14 protein-coding genes are annotated in these 16,708 nt (G+C 36.4%); 12 read left to right on the forward strand and 2 right to left on the reverse strand.

Features of this window, described 5'->3' with window-relative positions; all coding sequences use genetic code 11:
* Positions 1-71 precede the first annotated feature (71 nt).
* The 11 genes from garR (at position 72) to sda (MLOOGBEN_RS29685) (ending at position 12,691) form a co-directional block, all read left to right on the forward strand.
* Positions 72-956 (forward strand): 2-hydroxy-3-oxopropionate reductase, encoded by an 885-nt coding sequence (gene garR, locus MLOOGBEN_RS06400; protein ID WP_179157426.1) that lies wholly within the window; start codon positions 72-74, stop codon positions 954-956.
* 229 nt (positions 957-1,185) lie between these two features.
* On the forward strand, positions 1,186-1,314 hold the full coding sequence (gene sda, locus MLOOGBEN_RS06405; protein WP_179157427.1) for a sporulation histidine kinase inhibitor Sda: 129 nt from the start codon (positions 1,186-1,188) through the stop codon (positions 1,312-1,314).
* A 152-nt stretch (positions 1,315-1,466) separates the two neighbouring features.
* Positions 1,467-2,174 (forward strand): LytR/AlgR family response regulator transcription factor, encoded by a 708-nt coding sequence (locus MLOOGBEN_RS06410; protein ID WP_256988921.1) that lies wholly within the window; start codon positions 1,467-1,469, stop codon positions 2,172-2,174.
* Positions 2,171-3,478 carry an ATP-binding protein gene (locus tag MLOOGBEN_RS06415; RefSeq protein ID WP_179157428.1) on the forward strand — a complete coding sequence of 436 codons (1,308 nt, stop codon included), beginning with the start codon at positions 2,171-2,173 and terminating at the stop codon, positions 3,476-3,478. The genes MLOOGBEN_RS06410 and MLOOGBEN_RS06415 overlap by 4 nt, the downstream gene beginning before the upstream one ends.
* A 260-nt stretch (positions 3,479-3,738) precedes the next feature.
* Positions 3,739-6,483, forward strand: coding sequence for a beta-glucosidase (locus tag MLOOGBEN_RS06420; protein WP_179157429.1), 2,745 nt, complete (start codon positions 3,739-3,741; stop codon positions 6,481-6,483).
* Between the two features lie 106 nt (positions 6,484-6,589).
* Entirely contained in the window at positions 6,590-9,037 is a 2,448-nt protein-coding gene (locus MLOOGBEN_RS06425) for a beta-glucosidase (protein WP_179157430.1), read from the forward strand.
* Positions 9,038-9,043: 6 nt separating this feature from the next.
* On the forward strand, positions 9,044-9,670 hold the full coding sequence (locus tag MLOOGBEN_RS06430; protein ID WP_179157431.1) for a hypothetical protein: 627 nt from the start codon (positions 9,044-9,046) through the stop codon (positions 9,668-9,670).
* Between the two features lie 176 nt (positions 9,671-9,846).
* A complete protein-coding gene (locus MLOOGBEN_RS06435; protein WP_179157432.1) occupies positions 9,847-10,863 on the forward strand; it encodes a glycosyltransferase family 2 protein in 1,017 nt (338 codons plus the stop codon).
* Between the two features lie 121 nt (positions 10,864-10,984).
* On the forward strand, positions 10,985-12,100 hold the full coding sequence (gene glf, locus MLOOGBEN_RS06440; protein ID WP_179157433.1) for a UDP-galactopyranose mutase: 1,116 nt from the start codon (positions 10,985-10,987) through the stop codon (positions 12,098-12,100).
* Between the two features lie 133 nt (positions 12,101-12,233).
* A complete protein-coding gene (locus MLOOGBEN_RS06445; RefSeq protein WP_179157434.1) occupies positions 12,234-12,431 on the forward strand; it encodes a hypothetical protein in 198 nt (65 codons plus the stop codon).
* Positions 12,432-12,553: 122 nt separating this feature from the next.
* On the forward strand, positions 12,554-12,691 hold the full coding sequence (gene sda, locus MLOOGBEN_RS29685; RefSeq protein ID WP_179157435.1) for a sporulation histidine kinase inhibitor Sda: 138 nt from the start codon (positions 12,554-12,556) through the stop codon (positions 12,689-12,691).
* A gap of 322 nt (positions 12,692-13,013) precedes the next feature.
* On the opposite strand, the gene MLOOGBEN_RS29590 is transcribed toward sda (MLOOGBEN_RS29685), so the two are convergent.
* On the reverse strand, positions 13,014-14,534 hold the full coding sequence (locus MLOOGBEN_RS29590) for a restriction endonuclease (protein WP_218781075.1): 1,521 nt from the start codon (positions 14,532-14,534) through the stop codon (positions 13,014-13,016).
* Between the two features lie 161 nt (positions 14,535-14,695).
* On the opposite strand from MLOOGBEN_RS29590, the gene MLOOGBEN_RS06460 reads away from it, so the two are divergent.
* The gene (locus tag MLOOGBEN_RS06460; RefSeq protein ID WP_179157436.1) at positions 14,696-14,878 is read left to right on the forward strand and encodes a hypothetical protein; all 183 of its coding nucleotides are present in this window, start codon (positions 14,696-14,698) and stop codon (positions 14,876-14,878) included.
* A 334-nt stretch (positions 14,879-15,212) separates the two neighbouring features.
* On the opposite strand, the gene MLOOGBEN_RS06465 is transcribed toward MLOOGBEN_RS06460, so the two are convergent.
* Positions 15,213-16,412: a tyrosine-type recombinase/integrase gene (locus tag MLOOGBEN_RS06465; RefSeq protein ID WP_179157437.1), complete on the reverse strand. Its 1,200-nt coding sequence runs from the start codon at positions 16,410-16,412 to the stop codon at positions 15,213-15,215.
* Positions 16,413-16,708: the final 296 nt, after the last annotated feature.

Below are 16,708 nucleotides of genomic sequence, written 5' to 3' on the forward strand. Positions count from 1 at the left end.
TGACTTCCATTTTCGGACATGATTCCAAAATGAAACAGGATAAAATTTTATGTATGATGGAGGGAATAAAAATGAAAATTGGGTTGATTGGTTTAGGGATCATGGGTAAACCTATGGCGAAGAATATGATCAGAGGCGGCTACACCAATTTAATGGTAAGCGATTTACACGAATCCTCGGTAAAGGAACTAGTAGAATTCGGCGCCATAGCAGGTACCAATGCAGAAATCGGTATCTCCTGTGATATTGTTATAACTATGCTGCCAAACTCACCTCATGTGAAAGCAGTTATGCTTGGAGAGAATGGTGTTGCCAGTTACATGAAAGCTGGACAGGTCTTAATAGATATGAGCTCAATTAATCCTGTGGCAAGCAAGGAGATTGCAGCTGAACTTGCAAAAAAAGGCGTAGAGATGCTGGATGCACCTGTTTCCGGGGGAGAACCAAAAGCCATCGACGGTACATTGAGTATTATGGTAGGAGGTAAACAGGAAATATTTGATAAATGTAAAGGCTTATTAGAGACAATGGGCACATCCGTAGTTCGCTGCGGTGAGATTGGTGCTGGGAATACGACTAAATTAGCGAATCAGATTATTGTAGCATGTAATATTCAGGCGCTTGCTGAGGCACTAACAATGGCTCAGAAAGCAGGGGTTGACCCACAGTTGGTGTTTGAAGCCATCAAAGGAGGATTGGCTGGATCCACAGTAATGAATGCTAAGGCACCAATGATGATTGCGGGTAACGACGAGCCAGGTTTTAAAATTGACCTGCATATCAAAGACTTGAACAATGCCTTGGATTGCGCCCATGCAGTGGGAGCAGTTGTACCTATGACTGCAGGAGTACAGGAGGTTTTACAATACCTCCACCACAGCGGACATGGTCATAATGATCATTCTGCCATTGCCAAATATTATGAGAACCTCACTGGAATTCTCATCGGCAGATAGCTTCGGACGGAATTGCTTTACACTGTTAGTAAATTAAACGTAAGCTGACTTGTTTCATTACAGAGTCAGCTTTTTTCTATTAAAAGAATAAAAAGTACAATTTTTCTGACGATAGTACAATATTCCGATTGGGCTAGTAAATATAATAAATAATACAACAGAGGAAAATGAAAATAGTAATCTTTCCTTCATTTGATAAACTATTGCAGATAATTGGAGTGAAACAAAGATGAATAAACTTAGTACTGAAGAATTGTTAGATATATATAAGAAAGCAATAAAGTCCGATGTATGTAATGATTTCATCCTATTATTATCGGAAGAAATCAATAAGCGATTAAATAACAATGATAGATAGGAAACTTATCGATTGGATTATTGAAATTATGTTATATTTGTTTAAAATTATTTAAACTTTCATAACTTATAAATTAACCCGAGATAAACCCATTAGGTCTATAAATAGCGTGGTTAATTTGATAGTGTTTGCCACTTAGGGAGGTACATCTGATGCGTATAGCAATAGTCGAGGACGAAATTAATTATCAAGTACAGTTGATAGAATTTCTTCGAAGGTTTGAGAAAGATAGAGGGGAAACCATTGAAATAACGACATATTCTGATGGTGATGAAATCGTTGAAAATTATAAAGCACAGTTTGATATCATATTAATGGATGTTCAAATGCGCTTTATGGATGGAATGTCAGCAGCCGAGGAAATAAGAAAATCGGATTCTGAAGTGGTGATCATTTTTATTACGAATGCTGCGCAGTATGCGATTAAAGGATATGCTGTCGATGCATTGGACTATGTATTAAAGCCTATCTCATATTTTCAGTTTTCAGAGCGTTTGAATCGAGCTGTTGATCGGATGAAGAAGAGAGAAACCCATTTTCTAACGATAAATGTAAAAGGCGGGGTTAAACGCCTGCAAATATCTGATATTTATTATGTGGAGAGTCAAGGACATAAACTTATTTTTTTCACAAAAGAAGGAGAGGTTACTGCAGCAGGAACGATGAAGGAATTGGAGAAAGAATTATCAAGTTTTCATTTTTTTCGTGCGCATAAAGGTTATTTGATTAATTTGGAACATGTTGAAGGAATGAAAGAGAGCTGTGCGGTAGTTAAGGGGGAAGAACTACTTGTCAGCCGTACGAAAAGGAAAGGGTTCATGGAAGCTTTAGCTAATTATTGGGGTGAGGTGATTAAATGAGTGAAGTCCTTCCAGATATCCCTAGGGTGTATACAGCGTTGGCTGAGTGGATGGCTTGCCTCATTTACATCTCTGTATTGAAAAAGCTGCTAACTGGATGGAGGCTTGTCGCTTTTTCAGGTGTTCTTCTGATTGGACAAGCTGTTTTTTTAGTAATGACGAAAGATTTACCGATTGTTTTTTGGATTCCAAGTATGGTTGTGGCAATTGGGATGATGTTTTTGTTTATCTATAGGAGTTGCGACATTACGGCACTAGAGGCTGGATATTTTAGTGCAAGGGCATTTGTTGCAGCTGAGTTAGTGGCTTCATTGGAATGGCAAGTGCATTTCTTTTTTTTGAATGGGAAAAGCAGTCATTGGTTATGGGCAGTGTTGATTTTAATTGTTGTTTACGGGTTTTCGTTTTTATTGATTTGGTTATTAGAGAAACGCCAAATACCGGATGGCGGGAAATTAAATATTCGACCTCGTGAATTATGGTCAACGGTTGTGATAGGAGCAGCCGTTTTTGGTATAAGTAATTTAAGTTTTGTGAGTGCAAGAACGCCTTTTAGCGGGAAATATGCTCAAGATATCTTCAATATTCGGACTCTGGTGGATTTAGGCGGGTTTACGATGTTATATGCCTATCACCTTCAATTAAAGGAATTGAGGGTTAGACATGAGCTTAAGGCCGTGGAAAATATCCTTCAAAATCAATATTCACAATATCAACAATCAAAAGAAAGTATCGAAATTATTAACTTTAAGTACCACGATCTGAAAAATCAAATTATCGCTTTAAGAGCAGAAGAGGACTCAAAAAAGAGAAATGAGTTTCTGACAGAGATGGAAAATGAAATTAAAACTTACGAAGCCCAGCATAAGACGGGAAACCATGTGTTGGATACATTACTGACTAGCAAAAATATGTATTGTTTGAAAAAGGGCATTACATTAACCTGTGTAGCAGACGGTACATTGCTCAATGGGATTGATGTAATCGACATTTGTACAATTTTTGGAAATGCTTTAGATAATGCGATTGAATATGAGCAAAAAATCGAAGAGGAAGAAAAAAGATTAATTCATGTTTCCGTATTTTCTCAAAAAGGTTTTATCATGATCCGATTTGAAAATTACTTTGAGGGTGAGCTTACGCTTGAAGGGGACTTGCCTGCAACAACAAAAGAAAATTCAAATTATCATGGTTATGGGTTAAAGAGTATCCGATATGCTGTTCAGAAATATGGCGGGGTGGTTAATCTGGATCAGAAGGAAAACTGGTTTGAACTAAAGATTCTAATTCCCAAACCGGATTAGCGTGTGGTAGATGACGAAAATAGTAAGGCTTGGATTATGTGAACAATACATAACCAAGCCTTTTTTAATTGTTAATGTGCTATGTATGTGCAGTTCATGCAAAAATTCCTACAGTTTAAGCAAGCGCTCAAATAGAAACAAATATATGTGTTAACATTTCGTTGTAAAGCGGTTTCGAGGTGGTAAATCGTTTATGTAAGCGTAGACAACGATAGCCGTTTTCTTGATGAAAAAACAGATATAGAGAGGGGAACAATGTAATGCAACAAACTGAAAAAACCAAGATGAGCAAGAAGAAAAGGAATATACTCATCTCTTTAAGTACCTTTGTGGTTTTACTTGCTGGAGTGCTAATTTACGGATTTGTCATCACATCATCAGGTTACTGGCTGCTGGCAAAATTCAAGCCAGATACACAAGAACAAAAACTTTCGTACTCCACAGCTGTAGAGTCAATTGAGAAGATTACAGATGAGGGCTTTGTATTAATGCAAAACAACGACAGTTTCCTGCCAATTGCAACTTCTAAAGAAGAAAAAGCGAAGATTAATGTTTTTGGGACAAGATCTGTCGTCACATTATTTAACTCAGGCGGTTCAACAGCAACCAATGTTGAAAATGCAGTAAAACTTGAAGATGCCCTTCAAGGCCCTGAAGGGAATTTTGAGTTAAACCAAGATTTATTATACCTTCATTATAATTTTTATAAAAAGGGCAGCATTTCCATTGATAAAACGTCTGCACCTGAAAACAAAAGTGATTCAGAAATTTTAGGAACCGCTGAAAACCTTATACTCCCTGAAGTACCTAAGAAAGCGTATGAAGATACTAATTTATATAGCGATGGAAAAACTGTTATCGAACGCGCAAAAGAGTTCTCGGATACAGCGATGGTTGTAATTGGTCGTGGCGGCGGGGAAATGACAGAATTAGGACCTAATGACCTCGGGCTTTCAGCAGAAGAAAAAGATATGGTTGACGTTGTTAGTTCAAACTTTAAGAATGTTGTTTTAATCATTAACTCAACTAATGCTTTGGAACTAGACTTTTTAGACGAATACCCTTCGATTAAAAGTGTTGTATGGATTGGATTCCCTGGAGAATCCGGTACAAAATCTTTAGCAAGAATTTTAAACGGGAAGGTAAATCCTTCGGGACATTTAGTAGATACATGGGTTTCGAATGTAATGAGTATGCCTGCAGCAAATAACTATATGAAACTTGAAGAAAATGGGGACTGGGCAGAAGGCAAGAATCATTACACAAATGCACCTCAAGCAAAAAATCCTCTAACACAGAAAACTGAGGATATAGGGTTCTTTACTCAGTTACATGAAGGAATTTATGTAGGTTATAAATATTATGAAACACGTCATATGACAGATAAAAATTACAATTATGAACAGGAAGTTGTTTTTCCATTCGGTCATGGCCTAAGCTACACTTCATTCGAGAAAGAAATCGTGAAAATGAGTGTAGATGGTGATGAGGTAACTGTGCGAGTAGCTGTCAAGAATACGGGAAAAGTACCTGGAAAAGACGCAATTCAAATCTATTATAATCCTCCATATACGGGTGCAATTGAAAAATCTACAGTAAACCTAGTGGAATTCAAAAAGACAAACGAAATTCAGCCAGGTGAAACAGAAATTTATCCTCTTACATTTAACCTAGAGGACATGGCATCGTACGATTATAAAGAAAACAAGGCGTATGTACTTGAGGCCGGTGAATATGAAATCATGCTAATGGAGGATGCTCATACAAAACTTGACTCAGAAAAATACTCTTTAGACAGCAATATCGTTTATAACTCTGAAAACGGCGGTAGATCCACAGATTCTCAAGTGGCAACTAACCAGTTTGAAGATGCTCTTCATTTTGCTGATTATTTAACGAGAGAATGGAATCAAGATAGTCGTGCCTTTACTGGACCTCAGGATTCAGATTTCGTTGCTTCACAGGAAATACTTGATGCAATAAAGTACCAAGTACCTACTGACAAAGAATTGGGACTTACTTCTGGTGATTTACCAAAGTATGGACAAGAATTAGATAAAACGATAAAGCTTTCTGATATGGTAGACGTGGATTACAATGATCCAAAATGGGACGAATTTGTTTCGCAATTAACACTTGAAGAAATGTCTAACATCAGTGGTACTGGTGCTTACCAACTACTTGAAATTGAAAGACTTGGAGTTCCAAAAACATTACAGCCTGATGGTTCGATGGCCATTGCTTCCAATACCTATTCCGGCCCTATTATGGGAGTAGAGGGTGTTGGTGTTACGTATCCAGCACCAAGTGTTACTGCTTCTACGTGGAATTCTGATGCCGGTTATCTCATGGGAATAAGTGTCGGAACAGAAGCACAAGCATTTGGATATAACGGCTGGTATTCTCCTGCAATGAATATTCATCGTACACCATTTAACGGAAGAAACTTTGAATACTATAGTGAAGATGGTGTTCTTTCAGGTAAGATTGCCGCTCAAGTGGTAAAGGGAGCAAATGAAAAGGGTGTAATCACTTATATCAAACACTTTGCTTTAAATGAACGTGAAACAGGTGTCCGCTCAACCCTCTTTACTTGGTCCAATGAACAGGCAATTCGCGAAATCTATTTAAAGCCATTTGAAATTGCTATTAAAGAAGGCGGAAGTCTTGGTGTGATGTCTTCGTTTAACTTCATTGGTTTACATTGGGCAGGTGGACATGAAGGTCTGCTAAATCAAGTTCTTAGAAATGAATGGGGCTTTAAAGGGTTAGTACTAACCGATGCCCATATGTATGAACATATGAATCCTATGCAGATGCTCTATGAAGGTGGAGATGTTTCTCTAGACGTTATGGCAATTTGGAAGGGTGGAGCAAACAACAGCAAAATATGGCTGGAAGCAGCTAAAGATCCATCTACTCAAATTAACACAATTAAAAACCTACAGAGAGCGAGTAAGAATACACTTTATGCAGTTTCTCGTTCTTGGAAAATGCAAAACTAGTAATGAAGTAGTTCAGTCACATCGTGTGAAAATCAACATGGATAGAAAATAAAATTCGGCGGTTCTTTTTCCAGGGACCGCCGAATGTATAAATGAGGTTTTTTAAATGAAATATAAAGACTTAATTGCAAAAATGACTCTTGAGGAGAAAGCATCCCTAATGTCAGGAAAAGATTTCTGGCAAACCCAGGATATAAAACGGCTGGGAATCAACAGCATGTTTCTAGCTGATGGTCCTCATGGAATCAGAAAACAAGCCGCAGCTGCAGATCATCTCGGACTAAATGAGAGTATTCCTGCAACTTGTTTTCCAACAGCAGCGACAGTAGCGAATAGCTGGAACATAGAGCTTGGAGAAAAAATGGGTGAGTACCTAGGTGAAGAGGCTGTTGCACAAGGAGTGAATGTTCTTTTAGGACCTGGGATCAATATGAAGAGAAATCCTTTAGCAGGTAGAAACTTTGAGTATTTTAGTGAAGATCCATACCTTGCAGGCAAACTGGCTGCAGGCATGATTAGAGGAATTCAATCACATGGAATATCTGCCTGTGTAAAGCACTTTGCTGTCAATAATCAGGAAGAGCGCAGAATGGCGATTGATACCATTGTCGATGAACGAACGCTTAGAGAAATCTATTTAACTGCATTTGAAATTGCTATAGACGAAGGTAAGACCAAAACAATGATGTCTGCTTATAATATGCTGAACGGCGCCTATACGAATGAAAATACTCATTTAATGAGAGAAATCCTTCGGAATGAATGGAAGTACGAGGGTGTTGTCGTGACAGATTGGGGCGGAAGCAATGATAGGGTAGCAGGATTAATTGCTGGCAATGAGTTAGAGATGCCGACAACCAACGGCGAGACAAATGAGGAAATCATCCAAGCCATTAAAACTGGAAAAATAAAAGAAGAAGTACTAGAAGAAAATGTTGATCGATTGCTTGACCTTCTTTTTACAACAGAGGAAGCTCTGCTCGAATCTCATAAAGAGATTGATAAGGAAAAACATCATCAAATGGCACAAACCGTTGCAGAAGAGTCCATCGTTCTTTTGAAGAACGAAGATGAAATATTGCCCATTCAAAAGGGAAAAAAAGTCGCGATTGTCGGAGAATTTGCAAAAGAAGCACGCTATCAGGGCGCAGGTTCATCCATTGTAAATCCTACGAAATTAGATAGTACATTAGAGTGTGTCAAGGAATGCGGATTTGAGACCATAGGATTTGAAACAGGATTTGCACGCTATGGGAAGAAAAGTCAGAAAAAAATAGATGCTGCATGTACACTTGCAAAAAGAGCAGATGTTGTTCTTATCTATATAGGACTGGATGAAGTAACGGAAGCTGAAGGATTAGACAGACAAACCATGAAGATTCCAGAAAATCAAATTGAGTTACTGAACGCTTTATACCAAGTTAATAAAAATATTGTGGCCATTCTATCTGCTGGGGCAGCAGTTGAAATGCCATGGATTAATAAGGTAAAAGGGCTAGTACATGGATATTTAAGTGGGCAAGCAGGGGCAAAAGCGATTCTAGGGATATTATCAGGTGAAGTGAATCCATCTGGAAAACTAGCAGAATCGTATCCGATGCGCTATGAAGATACCCCTTCTTACTATCAATTCCCGGGGAAAGAGGTAAGTGTCGAATACCGTGAAGGTCCATATATTGGCTATCGTTATTACGATACAGCAAATGTAGATGTTTTATTCCCGTTCGGTTATGGACTAAGTTATTCAAAATTCGAATACTCGGATATCCAAGTTGCCAAGGATAGAGTCACCTTTAAATTGACGAATACCGGCGGAATGGCTGGAAGTGAAGTTGCACAGCTATACGTTGGCTGTAAGTCTACAAATATTTTCAGGCCAAAAAAGGAGTTAAAAGGATTTACAAAAGTATTCTTAAAACCAGGTGAGACAAAAGCAGTGACGATTCCTTTTGATGATAAAACATTCCGTTACTATAATGTTAAGACAAATAGCTGGGAAATTGAATCTACTGATTATGAAATCTTAATTGGTTCTTCAAGTACAGATATCAGATTGGCGAATGTGATTGCGATTGAAGGGACAAGAGCGCCGCTTCCATACGATAAAGCAAAACTGCCATCTTATTATTCTGGGAAAGCAAACAATGTCAGTTTAGCAGAATTTGAAACCTTGCTTGGAAGCAAAGTACCAGAATCAAAATGGAATCGAACAAAACCGCTAGGCTATAATGACACGATTGCCCAGTGTCAGTATGCAAAGGGTGGAGCTGCTAGATTTGCATTCAAACTAATCCATTTCTCTCATTGGTTCCTTAGAAAAATCGGAAAGAGAAGTACGGCCAATCTTATAATGATGTCCATCTATCATATGCCATTCCGTGGTGTTTCAAGAATGACAGGCGGTGTAATCAATATGCCAATGTTGGATGGAATCTTGATGATGGTAAATGGTCAGTTCTTTAAAGGTTTGCGACACGCACTTAAGGAAAGAAGGAAAAAGATGGAGGGAGAAAAGTCAAAAACAACCATGGTACAGGCAGCAAAGGAGATGTAAACTAGGATGAGTAACGGTAAGGCAGAAACAAATAAAACGGGGGCTGGAATGGCAGGTTTCTGGAATAGATATAAGGATAAGCATCCTAATACAGCTCAATTCTTAGTTTTCTTTTTGCTAAGTAATGGGATTACGCTATTGCAACTTGTATTAATGCCAGTGTTTAAGAGTATATTCGCTCAAACTCCGTTAGTTAGTACGAGTTTTCAAGTTTTACAGTTTGGACAAAATTTCGATGGCAGTAACTATTTTGTTTTTGATTATGCTGCAGGTTCCCTTGCGTCGGGAGGCGGGGGAGGGCTTGCCTATTTCCTTGCTGTTCAAATTACCATTGCGATCGCTCAGATCATCAACTTTTTTGCCCAAAGAAGTATTACATTTAAATCAAACAGCAACATTTGGAATGCGGCTTTTTGGTACCTAGTCGCGTATATTGGAATCACGATTGGTGCGGCCGCAGCTCAAGGATTCTACAAAGCCCCAATTTATAATTTATTCATGAATACATGGGGAATGGGCTCAGTCGGTGAGACAACGGCGGATGTGATTACGATGGTCATCAATAGTGCGATTTCCTTCTGGGTATTCTTCCCAATATTTAAAATCATTTTCAAACAGGAGACTCAAAAATAGTTCCTTACTTGCTTCATTTGTTAGTTAAGTAACGGCTGACAAATGAAGAAGCAACTAAGGAATTATAGTAGAGTTATAACATAAATAGCACCATTTCGTTCTTGGTGTTTTTCTAGAACTTATAAATATTTTTACAACAAGAGCTAAACTTCAGGAATCAGGAAGGTGGGAAGACTATGAAATTATTATCGATTGTCGTTCCTTGTTATAATTCACAGGAATATATGAGATATAGCATTGAGTCCCTTTTACCTGGTGGAGAATGTGTTGAGATACTGATCGTAAATGATGGCTCGGTTGATCAAACAGCAGAAATTGCCAATGAGTATGCTAGAAAGTATCCAACCATCATAAAAGCGATTCATCAGGAAAATGGCGGACATGGTGAAGCGGTCAATGCAGGGATCCGAAATGCCACAGGAACTTATTTTAAAGTTGTAGATAGTGATGATTGGGTAGATACACGAGCGTATCTCAAAATTTTAAATGCTTTAGAAAAATTTGTTGCGGAAGAACAGTCAGTGGATATGTTCATAAGTAATTTTGTCTATGAAAAAGAAGGCGCAAAGTATAAAAAAGTGATGAAATATGAAAATGTTCTTCCAGAAGGAAAAATTTTCACTTGGGATGATATCAAGCGTTTCCGTAAAGGACAGTATCTATTAATGCACTCTGTGATTTATAGAACACAGATTTTGAGAGAATGTGGACTTGAACTTCCCAAGCACACCTTTTATGTAGACAATTTATATGTATATCAACCATTAGCGCATGTGAAAAAAATATTCTATCTCAACGTGGACTTTTATCGATATTTTATAGGCAGAGAAGACCAATCGGTTAACGAAAGGGTCATGATTAAAAGAATAGACCAACAGATTAAAGTGAACAAGCTCATGATTGAGCAAGTTGATGTGAACGATATTTATCATCCAAAGCCTCGTGAATATATGCTTCATCATCTTGAAATTGTTACGGTGGTTTCCGCAATCTTGCTAATTCGTTCAGGCACGAAGGAAAATTTGATAAAGAAAAAAGAGTTATGGAAATATATTAAGGATAGAGATCATGAATTGTATCATGAAATTAGATATGGCATGATGGGTCATTTAATGAATCTACCCGGTCGAGCAGGACGCAGTATTTCCGTAGGTGCATATAAAATATCACAAAAAGTGGTAGGCTTTAACTAATAGGAAATATAGAAAACAGTTTCAGCATCGCCCTGAAGCTGTTTTCTGTAATTATGATGGTTAGTTTATGTGCGTGAAGTTAGAAACAAACCCACAGAAAAAAATTGGGAGTCGGATCACAATGAATAGTAGAAAATATGATTTTTTAATTGTTGGAGCTGGTCTTTATGGTGCGGTTTTTGCACATATGGCAAAAAAGGCGGGAAAAACCTGCCTGATTATTGATAAGCGGAGCCACATTGCCGGAAATATTTATACAGAAAAAATCGAAGATATACAAGTACATAAATATGGGGCACATATTTTTCACACCACCAATAAAAAGGTATGGGAATTCGTAAACGAGTTTGCTGAATTTAATCGATATACGAATAGTCCAATTGCTAACTATCATGGTGAAATCTATAATTTACCTTTTAATATGAATACGTTTAACAAAATGTGGGGCGTTACCACTCCAGAGGAAGCAAAGGAGAAAATTGAGCAGCAGCGCAGGGAAAGGTATGTTGATAACCCGCAAAATCTTGAAGAGCAGGCTATTAACCTCGTGGGAAGCGATATTTATGAAAAACTGATTCGCGGTTACACAGAAAAGCAATGGGGACGTCCATGCACAGAGATACCTGCGTTTATTATCCGAAGATTACCGGTTCGGTTTACGTATGACAATAATTATTTTAACGACCCTTATCAAGGAATCCCAATAGACGGTTACACCGCAATGGTTGAACGAATGATAGAAGGCATTGAAGTGAAACTGGATAGTGACTATTTAAAAAACAAAAGTTATTGGGATAGTCTGGCAGATATGGTCGTGTACACGGGTCCTGTTGATGCTTATTTCAACTATCAGTTTGGTGTATTGGAATACAGAAGTTTACAGTTTGAAACGGAGGTTATGGATACAGATAACTTTCAAGGGAATGCTGTGGTCAATTATACCGATCGCGAGACACCTTTTACACGAATCATAGAGCATAAACATTTTAATTTTGGCACTCAGCCCAAAACAATCGTCACACGTGAATATAGTGTCGAGTGGAAACTAGGCGATGAGCCATATTACCCAATTAATGATGACAAAAACAGTGCGCAGTATAAAAAGTATCAAACATTGACGGAAAAAGAAGGTAACGTTATTTTCGGTGGGCGCCTAGGGGAATACAAATATTATAATATGGACCAGGTTGTTGAGGTTGCTTTACGTAATGTAGAAGAAGTTTTGAGGAAAAGGTAGTTCTTTGTTTGTTATTAATAGGATTGAAGTTGGAATTCAGAGATATCCAATGGTATCAGGATTCCATTTTTTATACTTGGAGATTCTCTGTTAGATAAAGAATAGGTCGATTAGAAACATTGCAGGTGAAAAAATGAAAACGAATGAAGAAATTCTTAAGGATTTGAAAAATGAATTAATACGAATTGGGTCTACTAGACAAAGGGATTATGATCTTTCTAAGAAGAAAAATAAAGTTTACAGTACAACCATTTGCCGAAGGTTAAAATTAAGTTGGCCGGAATTGGTTAAACAGACGGGCTTACATCTAAACAAAGGGGTAAACATGTGAAAAGTAAGAAAGTCTCAGCTGAACGTTTATAGGTTGGCTGTGTGTCAGATGCAATGAAATTCCCATTTAAAACATACTTTTTATAATAAAATGTATTAAAGGTAAGTGGAGTGAAAAAATTTATGCATAAACTGAGTATGAAACAATTACTAGAGATATATAACGAAGCAATAAACTTCAATGTAAGCAGTGATTTCATAATATTATTATCCGAAGAAATCAATAGGCGTATAATTAATGAATCTTTTATGGAAAACTGAGATTGATTAAAATATTAAATAAGAGCAAAATAAAGAGCCTTGAAAAATCAAGGCTTTTTGACGTCCCGAAGAGGATTCGAACCTCTGACCTACAGCTTAAGGAATAGTATGAAAATGAGTATACTGTGGGCATTATTCACTACAAAATGTTTATTTATCAAAATCTTTAATTAATAAAAATCAATCCAGTTCAAATAAAAAAATAGGGTTTTATTGAGTTTTTCGGCAAATTTTCGGCTATTACGTACCCTTAAATTCATATCCATTACCGATATTTCGAAAAAATACGGTCTTCTAATTTTTTTTTGATTTAAGGGATGCATTAATTTGCTTTTTCATTTTTCCTCAATTCAATCCGAACATTATAGCCGTAATCTTTAAACATTTGAATCAAATTGGCACCATCTAAAAGAGTCAGTGGCTTCCCCTTGGCGAACTCTCTTGAATCATTCCCATAATAACTAGTTGTAACTAGGATTCCTTTAACTGCTCCTTCATCTCCCATTATCCCATTTAGCTCTCTGACTGCGGAGATTGGAACAACTTGATTGTATCGCTTTGCTTGTATGATGAATTTGCCCCCTCGAATGGGATCAGGGTCAAATGCAACGGCATCGATACCTCCATCTCGGCTTGCTTTCGTTACTTTTACCTCTGCGCCAACTGTGGCAAAATATTTTTCAAACAGTTGCCTGACTAAATGTTCAAAATCCTCCCATGGCATTGCTGCTAAATTAGGAATAGAGTTAATTTCGGCTAGTATTTCTTTTGACTCCACAAACCGTTTATCATCACGGTTAAGTTCCATAATCGGTCGTACAGGTGCTAATTGATATAAGGCACCCGCATTTAACCCTTTCAAATTACGGAAACAATCTTTTGGAACGACTTTTTCAAGGTTTAAGGATAAAAATTCGCTTCTTGTTGCTTGTAGGCTAACAATGCAAGAATGAAAATCTTGACCAGTTGAAGTATCAACACCATGTATCCATCCATTAAAAACGATGAGCTCGGTTGTACTTGCATAATCAGAACTAAAACACTCGTATATGTTTCGAAGTGTTAATTGGTAAATGATATCCTCATAGTGTTCCTCGAACTCTTTTTTCTTCATAGTTCTAAGTGTAATTTCTTTGCGGGCTAGCACAAATTTATACTCAATGATATCGGGAACCTTTTTGGGACCAGGTAAATCAAAATCAATGACTAAAGCTTTTGCATCTGATACATATTGAACATTAAAATTTTTTTCAAATCCCTTTGGATATGTGGATTGATTAATCACAGCTCCGAAGTATCTCTCTAAAAATGGAGGAATTGATTCTTCATAGGCAAGCTTAAATTGATCGACCGATTCATTTATCTCCTTTTGTTCATTTAAAAATTCGTTTTTGGCACTATGATAATCAGTATAGGCATTATGATATTGCCTTTCTGCTTCCTTCTGCTTTGTAAGCCTCTTAGTCGTTAGAGAGGAGAAAAAAAACTCAATAAATTTATCCTCCTTTGGAACATTTATAAGTTCAATAAATGTTTCTAACTCAGGTTCCTCGTCTTGGTAAGTATCCTTGTTATATAGCTTGTCCCAGTCAAGAGCGTGCTTTCGATGTAATGAGAAGTGGAGCAGATTCCGATATTCTTCAATATGCTCTAAAGCACCTTTAGTATCAGCAATTGCCATTGCTTTCATCTTTTCAACTTCTGTTTGCTCTTTAGCTTTCAACTCTTTTTCTTTCCACCGTTGCTTTTGTTTTTTTACTTTTTGTTCTAACTCCCATTGGGTCTTAGCAGCTATAACCTTATCTTCTTTAAGATATCGATTGGATATGTGAGTACGAAACACTAGTATTAACCTCCACTATTTTCCTCATTAGTAAAAGTTTATCCAAAAAATTAAAAAGTAAAAATACAGGCAGATATTAAACGTATTGTGTTTTAGAACATAACGGGTGTAGAGTTTTTTATAACGGCAAGGTCAATATATTCTAGGGAGGTTTTTGTATTTTGGAAGGTGGAAAAAAGGAAGGTTATCAAAAAGGTGTTGAATATGTAATTTCTAAAATCTTAAAAAATAAGAAGGATATGTCATTGGATGATATTGCTCATATGGTTGAAGTAGATGTTTCATTTGTTCAAAAGGTCAAAACTGAATTAAAAAAGAGGAGGGTTTATTCTTTTGAAGATTGAATTATAGTTGACAGAAAATAATTTAATGATATTACAAAAAACTCTAAATCACAGAAACCTTATTCTATAGCACTTATGGGACTTTTTGATACAAAAAATAAATACGGTATTGAATTTCAAAACTGATTGAGAACTGCGTCCCCAATCAGTTGGGTTCGATTTTATGTTCATTTTCGGCAATTGCTTTTTGCATATTTTTAGCAAAATAATAAGCCTTGAAATATCAAGGCTTTACTTTTTAGTTAATCAAATTCAAACCATTACGATAAAAGAAATATAGTTTTATTGAGTCTTTCGGGCAAATTTTCAGCAAACTCGAAATGGAATTACCCATTTAAATATTAATTCCTAAATCATCAAATATTTCATTTAGTGAATCAGCGGCTTTTTTATCTGCATCTTCAAGTAAATGACCATAAATATCCATCGTTGTACCAATTTTTGCGTGACCAATTCGTTCACTGATAACCTTCATGGAGTTATTTTTATCGATTAATAACGAGACTGAAGTGTGCCGAAGCCCATGAAAGGTTATCTTTTTTAAATAGTCATTTTTTTTAAGAAATCTATTCCACCATTGAGAGACACTATCTGGACGTATTGGGTGCCCAAATGAGTTAGGAGTAGTAAAAACAAAATCTCCATCTGTTCCTTCCCAGGTATTGATTGGTCCTTCTTCAGCTTGAAGAAGGAAAGTTTTCTTTTCATTATTTAAATCTTCAAGTAATTTCAATACAGATGAAGGTAAACTGAGTATCCTAGATCTGTTTGTTTTTGTTGATTTAACTATAACGCCTTCACCCTTTTTTAAAGTCAGAGATTGCTCAATTATAATTGTGCTATTATCAAAGTCCACATGTTTCCATTCTAAAGCAACCAATTCTCCTTCTCTTGCACCAGAAAAAAGACCTAATGTGACTAGTGCTCTCCACATTAGTGATTCTTTGTTGAGAGTTTGCATTAACATCACTATATCTTGTTTTTTTAATACATTTTTTCGCTTTTGCTCAACTTTTAATTTCTTTATTCCCTTCATTGGATTTTCCTTCATAAAACCTCTATCAACTGCAAAAGAAAAGATACTTCCTAATAGAATGTGATGATTGTTTATGTGAGAATTTGAAAGTTTTTTCTCTTTGCCGTCGACTGTAATATTAGTCTGTTTGAGATTATCAATAAAATTTTGTACTTGAATTTTTTTGATATTAGATACTTTTAAATGTCCAAAGTAAGGGAGGATACGTAGATTTAAGTTAGACTCATAGCCTTGTTGAGTACGAATAGCAAGATTTGCTGCATGTTTTTCACGCCAAATTTCCACTAAATCCCTAAAATAAACGTTTCCTAAATTAATGTATTCACCAGTTTCAACTTCGTAAATATACTGTCTTAACATTTCCTTTGCCAAAGTCTTATTTCTTGCCTTTACGTTTTTAGTTCTCTTTAAATATTTCCCGTCTGGTCCTTTTCCTAGAGAAACAGTTAATTCCCAGCTATCTTTTCCTCTTTGTCTAAGTGATCCACTGCCCGCCATTTATTAACACCTCTTCTGAAATAAATAAAAAATATGGTTGATAGGTTGCATATTCAGTATTTTGAAAATAAAGAGTATGAAGATTCTTTTGTAGAGTGTTGGTATAGTTTAATACATCTAAAAGTATGGACACTTTAATGAAACCTTAAAATTCATCTTAAAAAATAATCATAAAAGTTAGGAGAGAGTTTTAAAACCTTTGAAAAATTGGATTTATCCATTTGGTTACATTAAACTAAAAAAAGTGTTAATAAAAAACAATAGTTTTATGGGTTATGTGAATTGCCTCATTCCGC

Source organism: Bacillus sp. EB106-08-02-XG196 (genome assembly GCF_013396335.1).
Lineage (GTDB): Bacteria > Bacillota > Bacilli > Bacillales > Cytobacillaceae > Neobacillus.

Bases quoted from the DNA above. Each gene is read 5' to 3' on its own strand.
- MLOOGBEN_RS06410 (WP_256988921.1), top strand. From the start codon at position 1,467: ATGCGTATAGCAATAGTCGAGGACGAAATTAATTATCAAGTACAGTTG.
- sda (WP_179157435.1), top strand. From the start codon at position 12,554: ATGCATAAACTGAGTATGAAACAATTACTAGAGATATATAACGAAGCA.
- MLOOGBEN_RS06425 (WP_179157430.1), top strand. From the start codon at position 6,590: ATGAAATATAAAGACTTAATTGCAAAAATGACTCTTGAGGAGAAAGCA.
- MLOOGBEN_RS06445 (WP_179157434.1), top strand. From the start codon at position 12,234: ATGAAAACGAATGAAGAAATTCTTAAGGATTTGAAAAATGAATTAATA.
- MLOOGBEN_RS06435 (WP_179157432.1), top strand. From the start codon at position 9,847: ATGAAATTATTATCGATTGTCGTTCCTTGTTATAATTCACAGGAATAT.
- garR (WP_179157426.1), top strand. From the start codon at position 72: ATGAAAATTGGGTTGATTGGTTTAGGGATCATGGGTAAACCTATGGCG.
- glf (WP_179157433.1), top strand. From the start codon at position 10,985: ATGAATAGTAGAAAATATGATTTTTTAATTGTTGGAGCTGGTCTTTAT.
- sda (WP_179157427.1), top strand. From the start codon at position 1,186: ATGAATAAACTTAGTACTGAAGAATTGTTAGATATATATAAGAAAGCA.
- MLOOGBEN_RS06465 (WP_179157437.1), bottom strand. From the start codon at position 16,412: ATGGCGGGCAGTGGATCACTTAGACAAAGAGGAAAAGATAGCTGGGAA.
- MLOOGBEN_RS06430 (WP_179157431.1), top strand. From the start codon at position 9,044: ATGAGTAACGGTAAGGCAGAAACAAATAAAACGGGGGCTGGAATGGCA.
- MLOOGBEN_RS06415 (WP_179157428.1), top strand. From the start codon at position 2,171: ATGAGTGAAGTCCTTCCAGATATCCCTAGGGTGTATACAGCGTTGGCT.
- MLOOGBEN_RS06420 (WP_179157429.1), top strand. From the start codon at position 3,739: ATGCAACAAACTGAAAAAACCAAGATGAGCAAGAAGAAAAGGAATATA.